Source organism: Haliscomenobacter sp. (assembly GCF_033763495.1).
GTDB lineage: Bacteria > Bacteroidota > Bacteroidia > Chitinophagales > Saprospiraceae > Haliscomenobacter.
Genome location: NZ_JANRKL010000035.1, coordinates 208,904 through 231,967, shown reverse-complemented (window position 1 = coordinate 231,967; position 23,064 = coordinate 208,904). Strand labels below are relative to the sequence as shown.

Sequence of the window (23,064 nt, the reverse complement as noted above, 5' to 3'; positions counted from 1 at the left end):
TGTTATACTTGAGTCTGTAGAAATGGGTTTTTAAAAAGGCGAAGGTACGTTTTTGCAACAATGTTGCCAATGATAATCCCTAAAATCGCACCAATAATAATGTCAAGCGGAAAATGTACACCTACATAGACTTGGCCTAGCGCAATACTTGCAGCCCAAAGGTACAAGGGCCAACGGATTCGGCGATAATGCAAACCCAGGGTTAAACTCAAAAAAGCCGCCACTGCAAAGTGATTGGAAGCATGCGAGGAGGTAAAACTGTAACCACTGCCGCAATGCACCAGCAATTGTACCTCATCCTTCAAAGTAGGATCGTTACAGGGGCGCAGGCGGTGTACCGATGGTTTGATGATTTTACTACTTACCGTATCGGCCAAACCCACTGCTAAGGCCAGAGCCAGAATAAGATACAAGCCCTGCAACCGGTATTTGTACCCCAAAAAAGCGGCCAATGCTATATATAATGGTATCCAGGTGGATTTTTCCCGCCAAATGGGCATCAACCAATCCAGCACCGCATTGTGGGACTGACCATTGATGAGCTCAAATAAAAATTGATCAGCGGCTATCAGTTGTTCCATGCTGTAGAATTAAAATTATAATTTTGTCCCAAATCTAATCCAAACCAATGGCATTAATCAAGTCTATTTCCGGAATTCGTGGCACGATCGGTGGAGTGCCCGGTCAAAACCTGACCCCACAAGACATTGTAGAATGTACTGCTGCATTTGGAACCTGGCTGTTACAAAAAGGCAATACCCCCAAAGTGGTAATTGGCCGTGATGCCCGTATTTCCGGGCAAATGGTGCGCGATTTGGTAGTTAGCACCCTTACTGCACTGGGGATTGACGTAATAGATCTGGGCTTGTCCACTACACCTACGGTAGAAATGGCTGTCGGCTTTGAAGGCGCCGGAGCGGGCATCATCATCACAGCGAGCCACAATCCTAAGGAATGGAACGCACTGAAATTCCTGAATGAAAAAGGAGAATTCATTTCTGCTGCTGATGGAGCTGCGGTTTTGGACTTGATTTCCAACGGAGGCATTCAATACCAGTCCGTTGACGGCTTGGGAAAAGTACTTGAAGGTGGTGATTTTTTGCAAAAACACATCCAAGCCATTATTGACCTGCCCGAGGTGGAAGTTGATTTGGTGCGGGCGCGGGGCTTCAAAGTTGTGCTTGACCCAGTCAATTCATCAGGGGCGATCACCGTTCCGGATTTATTGGAATACTTGGGTTGTGAAGTGATCCTTATTAATGGTGAAACTAACGGTCATTTTGCGCACAACCCTGAACCACTGCCCGAACATTTGTACGACTTATCCGCAGCCATCCTGGAGCATCATGCTGATCTGGGCATAGCAGTTGATCCAGATGTTGACCGCCTGGCACTGGTTTGCGAAAATGGGGAGGCTTTTGGTGAAGAATACACCCTGGTGGCCGTGGCTGATTACTTGTTGCAGGAGCGCACAGGCAATACAGTCTCCAATCTCTCTTCTTCCCGTGCCTTGCGCGACGTCACCCTCAAACACGGTGGCCAGTACTTTGCTGCCGCAGTTGGAGAGGTGAATGTGGTGGAAAAAATGAAAGCAGTTAATGCCAGAATAGGTGGGGAAGGAAACGGCGGAATCATCGTACCTGAATTGCACTACGGTCGGGATGCGCTAGTAGGTATTGCCCTGTTTTTATCCTGGTTGGCCAAATTTGGGGGCACCACTTCCGCTCTGCGCGCCACTTACCCTAATTATCAAATGGTGAAGGATAAAATCTCCCTACCTGAAGGACTTGATATGGAGGCCATCTTGCATCAATTGGAGCAAAAATACCAGCACGAGGAGCACAGCACCATTGATGGTTTGAAAATTGATTTTCCTCAAAGTTGGTTGCACTTGCGCAAGTCGAATACGGAGCCGATCATTCGGATTTATGCGGAGGCGCCTAGTTTGGCGGAGGCGGAGGCTTTGGTAGGGAAAATTAAGGGCGAGGTCTTGGGGCTGATTGCTTAGGTGCTTCTTTACTGCCTTAGATGGTAAAAAAACAAACGGCGGAGCCGTAAAAAAAACTCTAATTCGCTAATTTGGCATTTTTAATTGAAGAAGTCTAGGGCACTGGAGAAGGATCTAAGTAGATTTTTGGGAAAGCTCAATGAAGAAAACATTGTAAAGCGGAGATTAATTTTTGCACAAATCGGAGCTGGATTAACCGATTTCAGGACGAATTGTGCATTTTGTGCCTTAAATGACCCACCATGCCCATTTCTCGTCGTGACCTTCAATTTACCATCCTGGCTGCTGTAGCTGCATTTGGAACCTATACCTGCATGTACGCCTTTCGCAAAGGTATCACTGCCGCCACGTTTGAAGGCATGGAATACTGGGGAGTGAGTTACAAAATCTGGTTGGTCAACTTGCAGGTTTTTGGCTACGCATTGTCCAAACTGATTGGGATCAAGGTCGTTTCAGAGGTAGCCAGGCACCTGCGGGGTTGGTACATTTTGGGTTTGGTGAGCTTTGCGGGCTTAACGCTGGTGGGGTTTGCACTGGTGCCGCCGCCCTACAACATGTTCTTTTTCTTCCTCAATGGTTTGCCCCTGGGTATGATTTACGGCCTGGTATTGGGCTTTTTGGAGGGTAGGCGGCAAACCGATATTTTGATGGCCGCCCTGACCGCTTCCTTTATTTTTGCCTCAGGTTTTGTCAAAACAGTAGGCCTATACGTGATGCAAAACTGGGGGGTATCCGAATTTTACATGCCTATGGTTACGGCGGGTTTATTCATCCCAGCTATTGCCGTGTTTTTGACCATGTTGATGCGTTTACCAGCCCCTACTGTGGAGGACGAAGCACTGCGCACAGTGCGGGTAACCATGAAGGGGCCCGAACGCCGGAAATTTGTTCAAACTTTTTTTCGAGGCATCGTTTTTTTTATTGTTGGGTATGTCTTACTGACCATTCTCCGGGATTTTCGCGACAATTTCGGGCGAGAAATTTTTCAGGAACAGGGGGTCAACAATCCAGCAGTTTTTTCAGCGGTAGAAACCCCCATTGCGTTGGGAATATTGGTCATGCTTGGTTTTCTTGCTCGGGTGCAGGACAATTTTCGAGCCTTTACCATCGTCAATTGGCTCACCTTTTCTGGGGTTGTCATGGCCATTTTTGCCACAGTCCTTTTTCAAGCTAATCTGATTAGGGTGGAATATTGGATGTTGTTTGTCGGTGCAGGCATGTATTTGGGATACGTACCGGCCAATGGTATTTATTTTGAGCGGATCATTGGAGCTTTCCGTTACCCAGGCACGGTCGGTTTTATTGTGACTTTGGCTGATACCTGGGGTTACATGGGTAGTTTTGGGTTACAATTGTACAAGAACTTTGGGCAAGCTGATATTTCTTATACCACCTTTTTGGTCTATGCGGTATATGTATTGCTGGGAAGTTATGGGATCCTGGTGTTGTTTGCCTATCGTTATTTTCAAAAAAGGTTTATGCAGTTGGTAAAGGCTTAATTTCTTGAAGTATACGTTTTATCTGTTTATTGTGCCGATCAAAATGTACCTGAAAAAAACGCAACATCCCTTCAATGCTCAGCATTCCGCTGCGTGGATGACGATAAACTTCTTTGGCAAAAATCTCCAATGGTAATTCGCCAAGAAACTGACGCAATTCCTTACGTTGTTTTTGCCATTGCCCACTCAGTGCAGCAAAACTTTCTACAGGTACAAAAACTTCTACGCCAGCACCTTTTGGTGCTTTAAATTTGATAGGGGAGCGCATGATCAATTCGAGCAACCAAACTCGAAACCCCGCGCGAAAGCCCGCTGTTTGGAGCTCCGCAAATCCCAGGGATTTTTTGCGCAAATACTTGAGAGAATTGCCTTCTGACAACATCAAATGTTGCATGACCTCGTACACAGACCAACGTTCAGGTGACAGTTTTTTATCCAAATAACTGGGATCTTCCTGCAGCAGCCACTCGAATAAGGTATTGAGCGTAGCGTCCAAGCGGTCGAGGTGTTGAAGGATTTGAGGTGTCATAGGCATTTATTGATTTCGGATTTGGGATTTCGGTTGAGTGGCACTTCGGCTCCGCTCAGTGACCTATTCAGCCGAAATACCAAATCCGAAATATCAGAGGTTTTTCCGCAACCCATCTACACTGATCCGATGGTGTGAAGTATGAAAAGCCACTTTCCCATCTTTGACCAACAATACTTGCGGAGATTGGTGGGTAACCTGAAAATCTTGCGCAATGCGGTTGGAGATCGGACGGTGTTTGAGCAAATCCAGGTAATAAAAATCTAGCTCGTGCCCTTCAAAATCCCAATTTTCCATCAGGGTATATTTGGCACCTTCACTGATTCCACACGTAGTACTGTGTTTAAAAATCACTACGGGTTTTTCTTTAGAAGTCTCAATGATCTCGTCCAATTGCTGCTCGTCATGCAATGTTTTCCAAGCGTCAAAGCTCAGTCCTTGTTGCGCGTGTTTTAAGTTTTCTAAGTAGCTCATCCTCGTTTTAATGGTTTAATTGCATCTATTGTGCAGAAAGAACCGTCGAATTATGCAAAAAGTTTTCACAGAATCCTGAAATTCATGGCAAAAATAAGCATCATGAGAATCATACTACTATTTTTTTTACTCAGTTATAATTTTCTTGAAGCACAAAACATAGAAATACAGCTTAAGAATCTGGAAACTAAGCTGGAAAACCTGCGCCTGCAGCAAAAAGAAGTGCTACTGGCTATCGAAGACCTGAAAATGCAAAAGGTAATGGCCGATTTACAGCCCATGTTGCCCACTTTGGGGGTAGGAGAGGAGCTAGTGAGTCATTCCCTCATGGCGTTGGTGTACGCTGAGGATTATGAGCAAGCCCGATGGGTGGGACACATCATTACTCCAGATGTGGTGAATGGGGTAGTGGGCCGCACCAACGATTTTCGACCCGACCCAAAAATCAAAACCGGATCAGCGGTGGAACAGGACTATTTCATCAAAACTTTACAACCCGACAGCGCTTATGTGTACGATGGTTTTGGTTACGACCGCGGGCACCTGGCACCTTCCGCTGATTTTCGTTGGTCCGAAAAAGCCCTTTCTGAATCCTACTATTATTCCAATATGTCGCCCCAACTGGCCGAATTCAACCGGGGTATTTGGGCAGATTTGGAAAGTTTGTTGCGCGCTTACCTGTTTCGCAACAGCACTACGCAGTTGTTTGTGTTCACCGGGCCAGTGTTGAAGCCGGGTTTGCCCACCATCCCTCGTGCCAAAAACAAGGTGGCCATCCCCGAGCAGTATTGGAAAATCGCCCTGGACTTCAAAAACCGCAAAGCCATTGCTTTTTTGGTGCCTCAAAACACAAAAGGTTATCCGCTTACCAGTTTTGCTACTTCCATTGACGAGATTGAAAAAATTACCGGAATTGATTTTTTTACCGGCCTTGAAAATACTTTGGAGGAAACCCTGGAAAAGCAGATCGATAAAAGTACATTCCTGACCACCATTGCCTCCGGTGATGTGGAACCACTGAGTGCCGTAACCCTACCTCCGGCACATTTCAATTCTGTGCAAGCTCGCTTATACATGGGGCGAAACGAAGAAATCAAAGTGTGCGGAAAAGTGGTCGGTGCTCGGGCGAGCCGCAAAGGCAACATCCTGCTCAATCTGGATCAACAATACCCCAATGAGCTGTTCACCATTTTTATCAACAAAGAACAACTGGTCAATTTTTCTTATGACCCCCTGAGCAATTGGAAGGACAAATACATCGTGGTGCGAGGAAAGGTGAATAATTTGGGGAATGTGCCCGTGATTTATGTGGAAAAGGAAAATCAGTTGAGCGAATTCCGCGAAAAATAATTTATATTTTTTTAATGCGTAAATCAAAAAAATCAAAAAAAAATTAAATAATAAACTGAATTACAGTTTATTATTTAATTTTCATACTTATTTTTTTCCAAAAAACGCCAGAACGAGTACAAGACATCAGCTAAAAACACTCCTATCTTTGTAGTGCAAAGACTGATTACCGGGCTAGATTAGTAGTTCAGAAGGCTGCCAAGAGCAGCCTTTCTTTTTTTGAACAAGTTACAGCAACGCTGCGGTGTTTCAGGTGCCCTTCTTACGATGATTGGGCCATATTTAGGTATTTTTTGAAAAAAAAGATGCAGTTTTTGATACATTAAGAAAAAAATGCTATTTTTGTGGAGAGAGGATTGAAAAAGATTTTATTTTAAAACCATATTCATCGTTGGTCTCTATTCGATTTCCTACTTACCAAGGTATTTTTCACTGTATTTTTCCGAATTTTTCCTGTTCCTTCCAATGAATCACTTTCACTAAAAAACAATTTTAAACTGTTTGCGTTTACAAATTAGGTGCCTCGTTGTATCTGATTTAACTGATTTTCAATGCCATCACATTTTTGATGCTTTGAATTTGAGTGGTTACTATTTTGATTCACACCCTATAAATATTAGAACACGATGCTGTATTATCTTGGATTTTTCTACCTTGCCTTAGTCCTGTTTTTCGTGTGCTTCACTTTAGGCCTTCGAAAAGAACCTGAAGACACGTTAACTACAGAAGACTACGAAATTGAACATGAGCTAAAGGTCATCGATTTTGTGACCAGAGCTCCTTTGAAAAAGAATGCTTAACAAATTTTCGTTTCAACGATCGTTTGTTTTGAATTTCAAAGTTGTTCAAAGCAAAAACCGCCACTTCTCCAAATGGGAAAGTGGCGGTTCTGTTTTACTAAACTCTCTCCCTTAGAAGCGGAAGTTATAAGACAAATTAAAGATCGTTCCCAACTGGCTGAAGTGGGAACCATCATAAGTGGTAATTGAATACCGCTGGTTGAAGGTAATCAGGTTGGAATTGACTTTCAACGCCGCAGCATCTTTCAGCAGGGTTTCACCTGCTGCGTTTTCAGCTTTAAACTCCCATTCTGGCAACACATTAAACAAGTTATTTATATTCAAAGCAATCGTCGAATTCTTGCTCGTTTGGAAAGTAATCGCTAAATCGGTAACCAGCTTGGTTTTAAACTCGGTATACAGATTATCATCCAAACCTTGTTGCTTGAACTTGGTTGGGCCAAATAGTGTATTGCCAAGTGTGAAGATGAAACGACCAACTTCATAGTCGATACCCAGGATGGTTTTAAACTTAGGACGAGAGGTGAAAAACAAGGCTTCCTGAGTCGCATTTGCAACCGATTGTCTTGCGCCTGCGATCAAAGCTGGGTTTTTTACTGCCCCCACCCGTTCATTTTGCAGCATGACGTTGCCAGCCAGGCTGACACCCAGTTTTCCTGCACCAAATTTGATCGCACGGTAATTGGCTACAAAGTCAAGACCAGAAGTTCTGGTATCCAGTGCATTGACAAAGAAACTGAGGTCTGAAAGGTTATTGTCTGCCAAAATCTTGTCCAAGGGGGTGGTGCCACCAGTAGATTTGATTTCAGTACTTAAAATGATCCGATCAGTCAGGTCGATGTTGAAGTAGTCAATCGTGATGTTGAAGTTAGGAGCTGGTTTAAGTCCTATCCCTAAAGTGAAGTTAGTGGATTTTTCTGGATTAAGACTTGGAACTCCCAACAAACGTGCTTCACGGGAAACGTTGCTCACCAAACCACCTACTTGGATACCCTGGCCAGGTACAAAGCTGTACTGCGCTTTTTGGGTATAAATTTGGTGTAGGGTTGGCGCTTTAAAGCCCGTAGAGATCGATCCCCGGAGTACAACGTTGTCATCGGCCAATTTGTACCGTGAACTGATTTTCCAAACGAAAGCGTCCCCAAAATCACTGTAATTCTCCAAACGTGCAGTAGCGTTGATCAAGAAATTTTCAGTAAAATCAAAAGCGAAATCAGCATAAGCACCAACGTTGTAGCGGTTGAAAGTGCCTGAATTTCGTGGGTCATTGCCCGCAAAGGAGTCAGCGCCACCGTCTTCGTAAGAAGCTTCATCGCCTTCAATTACAGTAAAATCCTCGCTACGGAACTCAGAGCCGAATGCAAAGCTAAAGATACTTGAAACACGTCTGCTAACATCAATGTTTCCTACCGCATGGGTAAAGCGAGTTCCTCCTGGATCAAAAATGATCGGGCTGTTTTCGCGGTATTTGTTGGTCCCATCAGGATTTTTGGTGTCATTACGGTTGTGTGAATTGGTCACCGTGTAGGTTTGCTGGTTGCCACCGATGGTAAAACTAAGATCAGTATTCCAGCCGTTTCTGCTTGATTTGAAACCAGCAGTAGCATGATAATCGATGAGGTCGCCATCAAAAGTAGGGACATAACCAACGTATCTTTTCTGGCCATTGGCACCAGTTACGCCAAAGAAATCAGTCAAGTATGGGAAAGAAGACAATGTACGCCAGTATGGAGTACGGTAGTTGGCAAAGCTGTTGACTTTTTTGTAAATGTAGGCAGCATTCCCATACACCTCACTGTTCTCACTGACTTTACCTCCAGTATTAACCGAAAACTTCATCGCCGTGGTTGCAGGTGATCCATTGATGTTTCCTGCATCTGGAAACTCGTTCAAAAAGCTGCGTACCGTAGCGATATCGGCACCAAAATCGGCAGCCTCGCCTTCAGCATCTACTGTACCAGGGCGATTGGCCAATCCAATCTTGGAAAGATCGAGGGTGTAATTGAGGAAACCTCTGGCCCCCAGGCGAGCTCCGTTGTTAACCGAAACCCCAAACATCTCACCGTCGCCCTCGCTGGTCATCCCCGTGCGAAGGGTAACGCCACCTTTGTCGACATCTTTCTTCAAAATGATGTTCATTACCCCGGCAATAGCATCCGAACCATACTGTGCAGAAGCTCCATCGCGCAGGATTTCAACCCTTTCAATCGCATCTTGCGGAATGGCAGAAATGTCCGCCCCGGTTTCCCCCCGACCAGGCGAGGTCTGGGTGTACAGCAGGGAACTCATGTTTTTCCGTTTCCCGTTGATCAGAATCAAAGTACGGCTTGGCCCCATGTTGCGGATTTCATAAGGGTCGAGTAAAGAAGTGGCGTCGTTGACTGGCGTTTGGACACTATTGAAGGAGGGAACCCGATAGGTCAAAGCCTTATCAAAAGTCGTCTGGCCGCTCGCAACCAAATCTTTTGCCCCCAGGATGTCAATCGGCAGTGGTGTGTCAGTGGAAGTCCGTAGCGTGTTGCGGCTACCTACACTGATGACTACTTCGTTAAGGTTGGTCACCGATGATTTGAGGATAAAATCCAGTACTACATCTTGATTGCCAATTGTTACTACTTGGGCGACCGCTTCGTAACCAGTGTAAGAAACATTGATGGTGTGGGTTCCGGATGGCAAGGGCAATTCATAAGTGCCATCCAATTTGGTAATGGCTCCAGTGGTGGTGCCGGCTACGCTGACTGATGCAGCAATCAGTGCTTCACCATTTTCGTCTTTTACCGAACCTTTTAAAGTAGCTTGTGCCAGCAAAGCACTACTAGTGAGCAGCAGTGTAAACACTACTGAAAAAAAACGTACTCGTTTTTGCATAATTTGGACATTTATTTAGAAAAAAACAGTTACCACATTGGACGTTTTCCCATAGTTACCAGTGTTGACAATGGAATCGTTGCAGAAATGGAAAGGAAGACAAATGGTGTTCAAAAGTCGCTCAATAACGTAATTCTAACCCTGAAATGCGTTTTGTTTCTTATAGTTTCTTCGGGCTAAAATAGCATAGAAGTTTGAAAATACCATATTTTTGGACAAAAAATTAGCATTTGCCCAAATGGTGTAGTTTGAAAGAAGGATTAATTTCGAAAAAAAAGGACAAATTTGTGGTCCGGATTTATAAATGAAACTTATTCATAAAAGCCTGATTCTGATCAATCATTTCAAGACGCATTTTCAAACCCGCTGAAGCATCTATTTGATTCTGAGGAGTATTGACTACGTAATCTATCAGCCGATCTAAAGGAGTACTGACTACCTTGACCCGGTTGTCCAGATTGGTGTAGTACAAATAAATCTTGTTTTTAAACATCGCCCACCCATTGGAATGCAACATTCGCAAAGCGGGACTTGACTTGTCTTTTTCGTTTAATTCTAAAAAATGGCCGCCAGGTTGTGCGATTATTTTAGCCGGATCGTCTAAATCGGTTAAAAAGACTTGTAAAATATGCCGCCACCCATAGGAGCTCCGCCGCAGGCCTGAGCACAGATGGATCCAGCCGAGTTCTGTTTTGATGGGGCAAGGGCCCAAAACATAAGCCGGGGTTTCTATTTCCGGAAAAGCCACCCCCTTAATGGTACTTTCTTCGCTACAGGTGGCATGTGCCCAATCCTCAAAACTGTTGATGGTTATGGGCCTTCTTCCCATCCCACTTTGCAATTGATCAATTTGTTGGCTGTACACCATGTATTTGCCATCCACCATTGCCGGGTGTAAAAGGCACAAACGTTGTGCTGGCGCATCAAAAACCAAATCCGGTAAACTTTCCCAGTTTTGTAAATCCTTGGTTCGGGCAACTGCGTGATGATAGGTCGCTGCAGCACTGTTTTGATCCTTTTGACGCAGGTTGTACAAAGCGTAGATCCAACCATCTTCATGTGGAGTAAGCCGCAAATTGAAAATGCTGGTACGCACCGTAGTCATGATTGGGATCACGGTTGGGTGGGTGCGGAACCGAAAGTGATCTACCCCAGTGTTGCTCTCCGCCAAAGCAAAAAAGAATTGACCATCAAAACTTTGTAAACGCGTCATCAGGGCGATTTTATCACCCACCGCTACCGCCCCAGCGTTGGCAATGGATAGTACCCCCTGACGCAACATCAAATTTGGGTTGGTTTCCGGGTTGAGGTCGTATTGCCAGGTGAGTGGTAGATGCCCTGTGGTAAGCACGGGATGGGCATAACGATCTAAAATGCCATTACTCAGCCCTTTGTAATCGTTAGAGCGGCGCATCATGTGTTCGTACTCAGATGCGAGTTGGAAAAGTCTGGTCTCGTAGATCGTTTGCATGAGGCTAATATGGTTATTATTAAGAGTGGGGTAAAAAATAAAATGTTCATTTTGCCAAAGGATTAGATAAGTAAATATTTCATTTTAAGTGTCTTACCTAATCCTTTGGCTCAAGAAACATGAACATTTATTTTTGCCCCACTATTGAGGCCGCAAAATAATTATTTTTTGGGTCGGATCAATCCTTCTTGCACAACCGAAGCAACCAAAAGCCCATCCTGGGTAAAGATATTTCCACGAGTAAATCCACGGGCATTGGATGCACTTGGGCTATCAATTGCGTATAACAACCATTCATCCATCTGGAAGGGGCGATGGAACCACATGGCATGGTCTAAACTGGCAATCTTTACGTTTCCAAAGGAGGCTTCACTGCCATGGGGCAACAATGCGGTGGTGAGCAAATTGTAATCTGAAGTGTAGGCCAACACACATTGATGGGTTTGTGGATCCTTGGGCATTTCACCCTTTGCTTTCATCCAGATGTGCCGAAAAGGTTGACTTTTGGTAGGTAAGGCTGGATTGACCAACTCCACTGGCCGGAACTCTATTGGGCGATCCAGATTCAAAAAGTTTCGGATGTTTTCAGGAAGCATTTCACCAAATTTTTGAGCCAGATCTTCCCAGCTCACCAACCAATCGGGAGGCGAGACATTTGGCATCGATATTTGGTGATCAAAACCTTCTTGTGACAACTGAAACGAAGCAGACATAAAAAAAATGGGTTCACCTTTTTGGATGGCTTTAACCCGCCGAGTGGTAAAACTTCCACCATCACGTATCCGTTCAACTTGAAAAACGATTGGAATTTCCAGGTCACCAGGAAGAATAAAATAGGAATGAAGGGAATGTACCTCACGGTCGGCAGGGACAGTTTTCATTGCAGCATAGAGGGATTGGGCCAAAACCTGCCCCCCAAAAACGGTGCTGCTCCCTACACTTTTACTGGTGCCTCGGAAAAGATCCTCATCTAACTGTTCCAATTCCAACAAAGAAAGCAATTCATGGATGTGTCTCATGGATGTTGTATGGGTTTAAACTTACGCCGAGGCAAAAATAACACTATTCAGCTACAAATATTCTCCTCTTGATTTTAACAGTTAATTGTAAAGAAAATATGACAATTAGGGAACCTAAATTGGTGTTTTGTTCGTTTTAACTAGAAATCGGTTGCTTTTACGAGAAAACGGTTTTAAATTGTCACAAAATTGTAAAAAACTAAATTCCTGATGCTTGACTATCCTCGGCAAGGAAGGGATAGTTTTAAAGCAAACCCTAGATGGAATTCCTGAGATTTCAAACAACAAAAGGAATCATTATGGTATTCAAAGATTATTCCCGAGCCCCTGTTTGGCTCAAATCGATCAAACGTTACGGTTTACCTAAGGACCGTGAATCCGAAATTTCTGCCCTCGAAAACGGGGAAGTAGTTTACGTCGGATGGGACGGCAAAGTATTTGCCCTTGATGCTGAAGATGGCAGCCGGAAATGGTCACGAACCTTGCGCTGTTTTGGCCTTGGTAGTGAAGAATCCTATCAAATTGACATGACTTTCCAGGCTGGATACCTCTATGCCGTTTGGGGTGATCGGATTTTTAGGATCAATCCCAGCAACGGCCAGGTCATGGAAACCCGCCGCACCAATGCCCAATTGGTCGGTTTGTGGGACGTATGACTATTCATGTTAATTTTTATTATTTTTGTTAAATCCTTTTTTAGCTTTACGAGACTAAACAGTTGGCAAAACATGAGTCATCCCAATTTTTCTTTTTTTAAATTCGGGATGACTCATATTCTTGATTGCCACTATGCAACATTGCAAACGATCGTAAATCTAACTTATGTTTTCTGCCAACACTTATGCCCGCCGCAGGGAGCAATTGATGCATCAGGTAGGAAGAGGCATCATCTTATTGATGGGTAATGAATACAGCCCTAAAAATTACCTGGACAACACTTTCCCTTTTCGGCAAGACAGCAATTTTCTCTATTATATCGGCCTCGACCATGCCCATTTGGCAGCAATCATGGACACAGAAACGGGTGAGACCATCCTTTTCGGGAACGAGCTAAGCATTGAAGACATCATCTGGATGGGAGACCAGCCTTCCTTAAAAGACCAGGCTCAACAAGTGGGCATTTCAGAAGTTCAGGACTACGATCTTTTGGTTGAAGTGCTGCATGCTACCAATAAACAAAACCGTGCTATTCATTTTTTACCTCCTTACCGAGCAGATAACCAAATCAATTTGGCTTATTGGCTGCATTTACCCTTGCTGGACATCCAAAAGGAAGCATCAGTTCCCTTGATCAAAGCCATTGTAGCCCAACGATCGGTTAAAACTGGTGAAGAGATACTAGAAATGGAAAAGGCCCTGGCAACCACCAAAGCCATGTACCTGGCCGCCATGAAGCAAACCAAACCTGGCATAAGGGAGGCACAATTGGCGGGCATTGCGGAAGGTATTGCGATAGCTGGTGGTGGCGATTTGGCTTACCCGATTATCCTTACGATCAATGGGCAGGTATTGCACAATCACGAACACCACAACGTCCTTAAGTCAGGCCAGTTGGTCCTTGCTGATATGGGTGCTGAGTCCAGCATGCATTACGCTGCCGATATCACCCGCACCTGGCCAGTTGATGCTGTGTTTACCCAACAGCAAAAAGAGGTCTATCAGATCGTATTAGATGCTCAACTGGCAGGAATTGCTGCGTGCCGCCCGGGTGTTCGCAATCTGGATGTACATCTTACTGCGGCTAAGGTAATTACCAATGGGTTGAAATCTCTGGGCTTGCTAATGGGAGATACCGATGAAATTGTTCAGGCAGGAGCACATGCATTGTTTTTTCCACATGGCCTTGGACATATGATTGGTTTGGATGTACACGACATGGAAGATCTAGGTGAAAACTATGTTGGTTATAGGGAAGGTTTGGAGCGCAGTACCCAATTTGGTTTGAAATCCTTGCGGATGGCCCGAGAATTACAGTTTGGTTATGTAATGACCATTGAACCTGGAATTTACTTTATTCCACAACTCATCGATAAATGGCAAGCTGAAGGCCAGTTTAACCAATTCATCAATTATCCAGCCTTGCAAGCTTATCGGAATTTTTCAGGCGTGCGTATCGAGGATGATGTGCTGGTTACTTATGATGAACCACGGGTTTTGGGGCCTGGGATTCCAAAGGAAATTGGGGAGCTAGAAGCATTGAGAAGTTGATACCTCGACTACGCTCAGTGACCGGTCGCTGAGCGTAGTCGAAGTGCCGAGGCATCAACCGGTTGTTTCCAACTCTTCTTCGTATTTTTTAATCAGCACAGCTTGTTGCTGAGCAATTTTATTAAGCAGTTTTAAGTCCTGCTCAATTTCTTTTTCTTTTGCTTCACGATTTTGGAAAAATGGAAGCTGCTTGCGAATACGATTGATCTCCAGGATTTGGCGAATGGCCTGATTCAGAACCACTCTCGCACGGAGCAATCGCCGTTTGATTTTGTTCGTGACCATAATTGATACGGTGCGTGTTCGGTTAAGGTTAGTACAATTCAAGCGGGGTAAAGTTATTATTAAAACGTAGATTTGGTGAAAAAAGATCGACGTTAACAAAAAAAAATATCCTTTTTTAAAATTTCTTATAATTTACTTCTGCTCATAGTGATGATTTATTCTTAAAATTTTGTTAAAGTCGTTTTTGTACCTTGACAAAAAAATGCGGAAAAAAGCACATGGCTCTTTTCCGCAACTTGAAAACGCTGAAAAGGTTTGGTTTGGAAAATTAAAACTTCAACTTTTTCAAACCATTGTATGCTTCAGCGATACCCTGCATAGGAGTCGTCTTGTAATGCTCCAATTCTACTACGTAATATTTCACACCTGCCGCTGGCGTGTATTTGAATATTTCCTGGAAGTTGATGCTTCCTTGACCTACCTCAACTGTCTCCTGTTCTTTGGTTTTAGCCATGTCTTTGACGTGAACGAGGTGGACCCGGCCAGCATTTTTCTTTAACAACTCTATGGTGTTGGCTTTGCCCTTTTCTGTCCAATACAAGTCCATCTGTAACAAAACCAGGCTAGGGTCTGTGTCTTGCAGAATGGCGTCGTAGATAAGGCGCCCCCCTTCCATTTCGAACTCAAATGCGTGGTTGTGGTAGGCAAATTTTACCCCAGCCTGTTTGGCATATTCTCCAGCTTTGTTCAAACCATGGATGTACTGCTTCAACTTTTCCCCTTTCCGGTCGGGATCGATCATATACGGTGCAATAACGTATTCGTGTCCAATAGATGCAGCATCATCAATGGCCCTTTTGTACTCATCGTTGATGCTCTTCTTTTGAACATCGTAGTTGGCACTGCCGAAGCCAAAGTGGCCGCTTGGCATTTTTAAGCCCAGATCAGCCAGCAGCACTTTGAACTCCGCAGGCGTTTTGCCGTAAAATTTTCCCTGACTATACCCTGCACCCTCCACCAGGCGATACCCCATCTTTCGAACCGCAGTGAGGGTTCCCACCAGGTCTTTTTCCATGTCACCCCTTACACTGTACAATTGCACACTAATGGCGTTTTTTTTCGCCAGTACAAACTCAGGCAAAAAGGCAGCCATACTGCCACTGATTGCCAACTGGTTGAATGTACGTCTATCCATAGTTCTAATGATTGTGTAGGTTGAGGTGTTTAGGAGTTGAGAAGTTGAGCACATTTTTTTTTCGCCTAAGTGGCCTCAACTTCTCAACTCCTAAACGCCTCAACTATAAAGATTGATAAATGGCCAGAAAGATAGTGTATTTCTTACACCTAGATAAATCTTGAAGAATAAAAAAAGGGAAACGGCTCGATTCCGCAATGTTTTTTAGGAAAATAAAATATCTCGTAAAATAAAAACTGGAATGTAGGTTGGATTGCTTAGTTTTATTCAACGAAAAATCCAAATGTAGTCTAATGTTGAATTACACTGAATACCGTCAATACGACGCCATCGGGTTGGCCGAACTGATTCAAAAAAAAGAGCTTACTGCTACCGAATTACTGGAAACAGCCATAAAAAGGGCTGAAGCAGTCAACCCCAAGGTCAATGCCATCATTTACCCCTTATTTGAATCTGCACGGACTACTGCAGCAATTGGTGCAATTGGGCCATTTTCCGGCGTTCCCTTTTTGGTGAAAGACTTAGGACTGGAAATAAAAAACACACCAATTCGAACCGGCTGCAGGGGTTATGAAGGATACATCTCTAAACAAGATAGTTATGCCATTCAAAAGATTCGCGAGGCTGGCTTGGTCATTATGGGCAAAACCAATACACCCGAATTCGGCCTGACTCCTTACACGGAACCCGAGTTATTTGGTCCCAGCCATAATCCCTGGAATTTGGCACATTCTCCGGGAGGCAGTAGTGGTGGATCGGCAGCTGCGGTGGCGGCAGGGATTGTACCGATGGCTACAGCGAGCGATGGGGGTGGTTCTATTCGGATTCCGGCTTCTTGTTGTGGTTTGTTTGGATTGAAACCAACCCGGGGCCGCATTTCCCTGGGACCTACAGGTGGCGAAATGTGGAGCGGGGCAGTGGTTGAGGGTTGTGTCAGCCGCTCAGTGCGCGATTCTGCTGCGTACCTGGATGCCATTGGTGGTGCTCAACCAGGAGATCCATACCTTACGTCTCCATCAGAGGGCACTTATGTAGCTCAATTGGGGCAGAACCCAGGAAAACTGCGGATCGCCTTCAGCACTGTTCACCCCCTTGGCCTTGAGGTAGACCAGGCCTGCAAAGATGCAGTGGCCCAAATGGCCCAACAACTCAGTGACCTGGGGCACAGTGTGGAGGAAGCCAGGCCCTTACCTTATTTCAAGGAAGATTTATTGGAACGTTTTTTGGTAGTAGTATCTGGTGAAGCCGAAGGGGAACTGCAACAATTGAGTAAATTCCTCAAACGCCGACCGACTACTTCGGATGTAGAAACGAATACTTATGCGCTAGCCTTGTTGGGACGTACCTTCAAAGCCGGTGATTTTGCTCAGGCCAAAAAGGAATGGAATGAAATTGCCCAGCGGGCAGCCCGTTTTCACCAACAGTACGATCTACTGCTCACGCCCACCCTTGCCAGCCGCCCGATCAAAATTGGAGCTTTGCAAAACAGCCCTGCCGAACAAACTTTGCTCAAATTTGTCAATGCCTTCAATTTGGGATTTATGGTCAAAACCAGCATTGGCCAATTGGCAGATAAAGCCTTTGGTTATATTCCCTGGACCCCTTTTGCCAATATGACAGGTCAACCCTCAATGAGTATTCCGACACTCTGGACAGAAGAGAACCTGCCCGTTGGTACCATGTTTACGGCCATGCAAGGGCGAGAGGATTTGTTGTTGCAGTTGGCTGCGCAGTTGGAGGAGGCTATGCCCTGGGGAGGGAGGATTCCGGAGCTGTGATCAGCCTGATGTCACCTGCTTCGAAAGGGCTGCACCCTTCCTTATGAGATGTCGCCCTTTGGGGCTGGGTCAAAATCAAAAATGGGAGTAATGACGTTACTTCGATTAAACCCTGCGTAAACTAAACACAGTCTTACGTTTATACATTGCTATGGACCTTGCATCCGCAAGCACCTTACCTTTGGATTTGCACACCTGGAAACAGGCATTTTCCCAAAAACTGCAAATCATATTCCCATGAAAATGTTTACCCCCTCGCTTTTGGTTTGCTTGCTATTGTTCAGCCAATTCTCCTGGGGCCAAAAAATGCAACCTTATGGATTCATCGAAAACCGGGGCCAAATCCAGACTCAAGAAAACACCACCTCTCCTAGCCGCTTTGTCTATATCGCCCAATCGGGATTAAACGTTCAGATACATGAGGGAGGTTTCAGTTATGATGCCCATCAAATTATTCGGGATAGCCTGATCGTTGATCCAAAAACCAAAAAATCCCGAAAATTGCCCAGGACCTACCAGTTTCACCGGGTAGATATTGATTTTCCCGGATCGAATCCTGATGTTCAAATTGAATCTCTGGAAACGGCCAAGGATTACCTGGTTTTTTACCCGGCAGAACATCCTGCCGGATTGCGGGTTCGACACCATCAAAAGGTAGTTTTCCATAACCTTTATCCCCATATCGACCTGGAGTTTGTGGCCAACCCAGGTATGGAAAAAGCTTTTGAATACAATTTTATCCTGCATCCCGGCGCTGATTTGGCCGACATAAAAATACGCTACCGAGGGGCTTTAAAAACGCAATTTCACCCTGATTACCTGGATTTGCAGCTCAGCATGGGCAGTCTTCGGGAAAGTATACCTGCTAGTTTTTGGGCCGAAAGCAAACAGGAAGTGCCACTAAGCTACCGTTTGATTGATCAGGATCAGCAGCCAGAAGGCAGCATCACCGTTGGATTTAGTGGCCCGAGTGGCGCCTTGAACCAAACCCTGGTCATTGACCCAATTCCCAGCCTAAAATGGTCGACCTATTTTGGCAGCATCGGTTATGATAACGGATGGGATTTGGAATACGACGGGAAAGGGCAACTCTATCTTTGCGGGGACACCCAATCGACCAGCAACGTAGCGACTAGAGGCATCCATCAAAGCGTTCACAATGGTGACAGCGATGCTTTGATTGCCAAGTTTGATACCACTGGACAACGCGTCTGGGCCAGTTATTTTGGCGGTAGCCGTGTTGATTATGCTCACAATATTGAGCTAAACTTGGCTGGTGAACTCATCATTACGGGCGGCACCATGTCCATTGAAGACATTGCCAGTCCAGGGACTGAAACGCCCCAACTCAATGGAAAAGAAGATGTTTTTTTGGCTAAATTTACAACAGATGGGAACCGTATTTGGAGTCGGTATTGGGGGTCGCCCGATTATGATTATGCTTTTGCTCTAACCACAAACCAACAAGGAGATATTTTTATCGGCGGAGGTAAAGAGATACCTGGATTACCAAATGATCCCCTTTTTTATTCAACGGATGGCTTTTTAGCTCGTTTTACTACAGATGGGCGTTTCATCAATTCCACTTTTTTGGGTGGCGGCAGTGATGATGGTGTACACGACCTGCTTTGTGATGAACAGGGCAATATTTACGGGGTAGGTACTACTTATTCGTTAAATGCGGCTGTTTCCCGCAATGCATACCAGACCCGCAATGCAGGAGGTGCAGATGTTTGGCTCTGGAAACTGGACTCCAATTTTAAAATAATTTGGAGTACTTATTGTGGTGGTAGTGGTGATGATTCGGGCGTGGCTCTTTTTTTAGATGCCCAGAAAAACCTCTATTTTACAGGAGCAACTTCCTCTGCCAATTACCCATTGGGAAGCAATGCAGGACTGAATGTATTGAGGGGGATGTATGATGCCCAGGTTACCAAATTTTCTGCAGATGGTCAATTGTTATGGGCTAGCTATTTAGGTGGTTTTGGGCATGAATACGGTAATGATCTGAAACTTGATCCCCTCGGTACTGGAGCGATTTTTGTTGCAGGAAGCAGCACCGAAAGTTCTGGTTTTGTTGGCTCAAAAGCTTGGCAAACCGAATATGGTGGGGGATTTGCAGATGCCTTTTTGGCAAAACTGGATGCAAGTGGGCAGTTGTTGTGGTCTACTTACTACGGTGGAGCGGGTAATGATGGATTTCGCGCAATAGATGTCGATAGCAGTAAGAACATTTATTGTCTTGGACACACGAGTTCCCGGGAAGGGATGGGGACCCCAAACACTCAACAAAGTTATTACGGTGGGGATGCAGCTGATCTATTGTTGAGCAGCTTTAAAGATTGTTACGCCCCTTTGGCTCCTCAAAATACAACTCCCACTACAAGCCTGCGCATTTGTGGCGGTTTGCGCACCACCCTGAAAGCCAGGGGTGAAGGATTCATCAAATGGTTTGATCAGCCCGAAGGCGGCCGTTTATTGGGTGAAGGGGATAGTTTGCGCACCGTTCCGCTTTTTGCCACCACCACTTTTTATGTTCAGGACAGTGTTTGTGGGCGCTCCCGTACCCGCACTGCCGTCACAGTCCAGGTAGATCCCCGACCGGATGTCAATCCTGGTTCACCTCAAACGGTATGTGCAGGTGAACGGGTAGTAGTCAGTGGCCGAGGCGCCATTTTTTACCTTTGGGATGGTGGAGCCATCAATGGCATTCCCTTTACTCCTCATGAAACGCGGACGTACACTGTAGTGGGTACCGGAAGTTTTGGTTGTCGGGACACTGCACAGTTGTTGGTTACGGTACTACCCCGACCCGAGGTCAGTGCCGGGCCCGATCGGCGATTGTGCCCAGGAGAAAGTCTGGTCTTGCAAGGAACTGGTGCTTTGCGGTATACCTGGGATAAAGGGGTTGTAAATGGTCAGCAATTTGTGCCAACCACAGACGAGACCTATACCGTGATTGGTCAAGCCAACAATGGTTGTCGAGATACTGCCAGTATGACGATCAGTCTGATGTCTCAACCGAGTGTAAGTGCAGGCTCGGAGCGCCGGGTATGTACTGGCGACACTTTGAGCTTGCAAGGCTCCGGTGCAATCACTTACGAATGGGACTGGGGTGTTAAAAATGCGCAACCTTTTCAGGCTACCCAAAGTCGCCTTTACACCGTAGTTGGGATCGACTCCAATCAATGCCGGGATACCGCTCAGGTACAAGTTTCGGTTCTTCCCCGCCCTAGGATCAGTGCTGGAAGCGACCGGGTCATTTGTGAAGGGGAACAAATACGGCTGGAAGGGAAAGGGGGCCTGACCTATATCTGGGATCGTGGAGTGATCAACAATCAACTCTTTCAGCCGTCGAGTACTGCAACCTACACGCTTATTGGGCGCGATGCCAACAATTGTACCGATACCGCGCAAGTACAAGTAACCGTAAACCCTCGACCAGTCGTCGAACTCCCTGGCACCATCGGTGCTTGTATCGGAGAAACCGTGACCATTGAACCTCGGGTAAGTGGAGGTACCGGAACATACACCTATACCTGGGGGGGAGGATTTAAGGGGACTAGCGTCCAGATTCAAGTGGAGTACAATTTGGAATTGAGGCTTTTGATTACCGACCAAAAAAGCTGCGAGGCCAGGGATACCACTTTTATTGTGGTCAATGCGGCACCACAGGTGTCTATTTCTGGTCCCGACTCCATCTGCGCAGGCGATCAGGCGATTTTAGAAAGGGTAATCAGCGTAGGTCTGGCCCCTTATCGCTACACCTGGCAAGATGGCCAAAGTACCCCACAAATTGCGGTATCGCCTCGTGAAACCAGCACTTACACTTTGATCGTAGAGGATGGCAATGGATGCCGGGATACGGCAAGTTATACCCTACAGGTTTTTGCTACCCCTGAATTGCGCGTTGAACCCGGGCTGGATATCGTTATTTGCTCTGGCCTACCCCTAACCGTAAAAGTTTCTGGAGCGGATGAGTACATTTGGCGGGGCCCGGACGGATTTCAAAGCACGGATTCTACTATATATATGAGGGTACCCATGCAAGGCAGATATGACATAGCTGGAATAAACACCCGGGGAGGCTGTAGCGCAAATACCTACTTTCAAATCACCACTCCACCGATTGCTTTAGCGCAAATCTTTGGTCCTTCCAGCATTTGTAGAGGCGATAGCCTGGTTTTGTCGAGCTTACAGGCGGAGCGAATGGAGTGGAGTACTGGGGCGCAAACTCAGGAAATCCGCTTGAAACCAACACGGACCGAGACCTACTGGCTGATTCTCACTGCCTATAATCAATGCAGGGATACTGCTTATCTCACCGTAAAGCTGAATGAAAGGCCAGAGGTAAGCGCTGGTCCGGATCGCCAAATCTGCGCAGGAGATTCACTGACTTTGCAAGGCAGTGGAGCTCTGAGCTACACCTGGGATTCAGGAGTGTTTGATGGCAAGGCTTTTTTCCCAAAGGACACCAAGATGTATACCATGATAGGCACCAGTGCCGAAGGATGTAAAGATACTGCTCAAGTACAGGTGCTAGTTAATCCTGTTCCTAAACTAATACTTCCTCCTGTCATTGAGGTATGTGCAGGGGAAACAGTGGACCTTGAACCCATGGCAAGTGGGGGGACTGGTACCTTTACCTACAACTGGAGCAATGGTTCAAGTGCTACTAATCTCCAATTTCGTGCCCAAAGTACCTCAACGCTGGGCCTCCGCATCACAGACGTACAAGGATGTGAAACCAGTAGCAATGTCTCTATTCTGGTCAACCCTTTGCCAGACTTGTCTATTACCGGGCCCAAACAGCTTTGTGTGGGAGAAAAGGCCACTTTGAAAAAATCCATCGCGCTTGGACGAGCGCCTTATCGCTACAGCTGGCAGGATGGCCAAAGTTCGGAACAAATCGAAGTAGCTCCCCAACAAACCAGGACCTATTCCCTGATTGTGCAGGATGCTAATGCCTGTCGGGATACCGCAAGTTATACCCTGGAGGTGCAAGCTCATCCCGAGTTGACACTTTTGCCAGAATACAAACTTAAACTGGGCAAAAGCCTCAAACTGATTGCCGGAACTCAGCCTGGAACCTACCAATGGATACCTGCCGATGGCTTGAGCTGCACCGATTGCCCCGACCCTGAACTGCGCAGCACCCAATCTGGGAAATACTGCGTCACCGTCGTCAGCGAGGGCAATTGCCGCAGCGAGGCTTGTACCGAGGTTACGATTGAAGGCAAATGCCAGGTATACATGCCTAATGTTTTTAGCCCCAATGGCGATCAAATCAATGATGCCTTTTGTGCGTATAGCCCTTGTATTGCGGAGGCGCAGCTGTGGGTTTATGACCGCTGGGGGAATCTGGTTTTTCAATCCAACCCAAATGAGACCCAGCCTTGTTGGGATGGCAGCTCGCGGGGGCGCGCAATGGACACTGGGATGTATTATTATCGATTGCGGGGTGTAGATGTTTTGGGTAAGGCGGTGGATTTGCAGGGTAGCGTAAGTTTGTTGCGCTGAGGTAGGCTCTAGTTAGCTGAATCTATCAATTACCCACAAAACCACAGATTAGATTTTTTACGCAACTTCGCCAAATCCAAATAACGTGCGCGGATTTGTGGGTAATCGACAGCATTTCAT

Annotated in this window: 15 protein-coding genes; 7 read left to right on the top strand and 8 right to left on the bottom strand. The window is 45.8% G+C overall.

Annotated features, from left to right (window positions below):
* Window positions 1-2: 2 nt before the first annotated feature.
* The gene (locus SFV55_RS04330; protein ID WP_320028236.1) at window positions 3-581 is read right to left on the bottom strand and encodes a phosphatase PAP2 family protein; all 579 of its coding nucleotides are present in this window, start codon (window positions 579-581) and stop codon (window positions 3-5) included.
* 47 nt (window positions 582-628) lie between these two features.
* On the opposite strand from SFV55_RS04330, the gene glmM reads away from it, so the two are divergent.
* Entirely contained in the window at window positions 629-2,008 is a 1,380-nt protein-coding gene (gene glmM, locus SFV55_RS04325; protein ID WP_320028235.1) for a phosphoglucosamine mutase, read from the top strand.
* 242 nt (window positions 2,009-2,250) lie between these two features.
* Window positions 2,251-3,507: a DUF5690 family protein gene (locus tag SFV55_RS04320; RefSeq protein ID WP_320028234.1), complete on the top strand. Its 1,257-nt coding sequence runs from the start codon at window positions 2,251-2,253 to the stop codon at window positions 3,505-3,507.
* On the opposite strand, the gene SFV55_RS04315 is transcribed toward SFV55_RS04320, so the two are convergent.
* Window positions 3,485-4,036: a DinB family protein gene (locus tag SFV55_RS04315; protein ID WP_320028233.1), complete on the bottom strand. Its 552-nt coding sequence runs from the start codon at window positions 4,034-4,036 to the stop codon at window positions 3,485-3,487. The two genes, SFV55_RS04320 and SFV55_RS04315, sit on opposite strands and share 23 nt — an antisense overlap.
* A gap of 93 nt (window positions 4,037-4,129) precedes the next feature.
* Complete coding sequence (gene ytxJ, locus SFV55_RS04310) at window positions 4,130-4,510, bottom strand: bacillithiol system redox-active protein YtxJ (protein ID WP_320028232.1); 381 nt, start codon at window positions 4,508-4,510, stop codon at window positions 4,130-4,132.
* A 102-nt stretch (window positions 4,511-4,612) separates the two neighbouring features.
* On the opposite strand from ytxJ, the gene SFV55_RS04305 reads away from it, so the two are divergent.
* On the top strand, window positions 4,613-5,860 hold the full coding sequence (locus tag SFV55_RS04305) for a DNA/RNA non-specific endonuclease (RefSeq protein ID WP_320028231.1): 1,248 nt from the start codon (window positions 4,613-4,615) through the stop codon (window positions 5,858-5,860).
* A 911-nt stretch (window positions 5,861-6,771) separates the two neighbouring features.
* On the opposite strand, the gene SFV55_RS04300 is transcribed toward SFV55_RS04305, so the two are convergent.
* From SFV55_RS04300 to tesB, 3 genes are all read right to left on the bottom strand, one after another.
* Window positions 6,772-9,528, bottom strand: coding sequence for a TonB-dependent receptor (locus SFV55_RS04300; RefSeq protein WP_320028230.1), 2,757 nt, complete (start codon window positions 9,526-9,528; stop codon window positions 6,772-6,774).
* Between the two features lie 298 nt (window positions 9,529-9,826).
* Window positions 9,827-10,999, bottom strand: coding sequence for a hypothetical protein (locus SFV55_RS04295; protein ID WP_320028229.1), 1,173 nt, complete (start codon window positions 10,997-10,999; stop codon window positions 9,827-9,829).
* A gap of 161 nt (window positions 11,000-11,160) precedes the next feature.
* Window positions 11,161-12,018 (bottom strand): acyl-CoA thioesterase II, encoded by an 858-nt coding sequence (gene tesB / locus SFV55_RS04290; RefSeq protein WP_320028228.1) that lies wholly within the window; start codon window positions 12,016-12,018, stop codon window positions 11,161-11,163.
* A 299-nt stretch (window positions 12,019-12,317) separates the two neighbouring features.
* Here tesB and SFV55_RS04285 point away from each other — a divergent pair, with 299 nt between their 5' ends.
* Window positions 12,318-12,674 carry a PQQ-binding-like beta-propeller repeat protein gene (locus SFV55_RS04285; RefSeq protein ID WP_320028227.1) on the top strand — a complete coding sequence of 119 codons (357 nt, stop codon included), beginning with the start codon at window positions 12,318-12,320 and terminating at the stop codon, window positions 12,672-12,674.
* Between the two features lie 166 nt (window positions 12,675-12,840).
* Entirely contained in the window at window positions 12,841-14,226 is a 1,386-nt protein-coding gene (locus tag SFV55_RS04280; RefSeq protein ID WP_320028226.1) for an aminopeptidase P family protein, read from the top strand.
* Window positions 14,227-14,280: 54 nt separating this feature from the next.
* Here the strand turns inward: SFV55_RS04280 and SFV55_RS04275 are convergent, their stop codons facing one another.
* Window positions 14,281-14,511, bottom strand: a complete 231-nt coding sequence (locus SFV55_RS04275) for a hypothetical protein (protein WP_320028225.1) — start codon at window positions 14,509-14,511, stop codon at window positions 14,281-14,283.
* A 268-nt stretch (window positions 14,512-14,779) separates the two neighbouring features.
* Entirely contained in the window at window positions 14,780-15,646 is an 867-nt protein-coding gene (locus tag SFV55_RS04270; RefSeq protein ID WP_320028224.1) for a sugar phosphate isomerase/epimerase, read from the bottom strand.
* A gap of 293 nt (window positions 15,647-15,939) precedes the next feature.
* Here SFV55_RS04270 and SFV55_RS04265 point away from each other — a divergent pair, with 293 nt between their 5' ends.
* Complete coding sequence (locus tag SFV55_RS04265; protein ID WP_320028223.1) at window positions 15,940-17,424, top strand: amidase; 1,485 nt, start codon at window positions 15,940-15,942, stop codon at window positions 17,422-17,424.
* 237 nt (window positions 17,425-17,661) lie between these two features.
* On the top strand, window positions 17,662-22,944 hold the full coding sequence (locus SFV55_RS04260) for a gliding motility-associated C-terminal domain-containing protein (protein WP_320028222.1): 5,283 nt from the start codon (window positions 17,662-17,664) through the stop codon (window positions 22,942-22,944).
* Window positions 22,945-23,064: the final 120 nt, after the last annotated feature.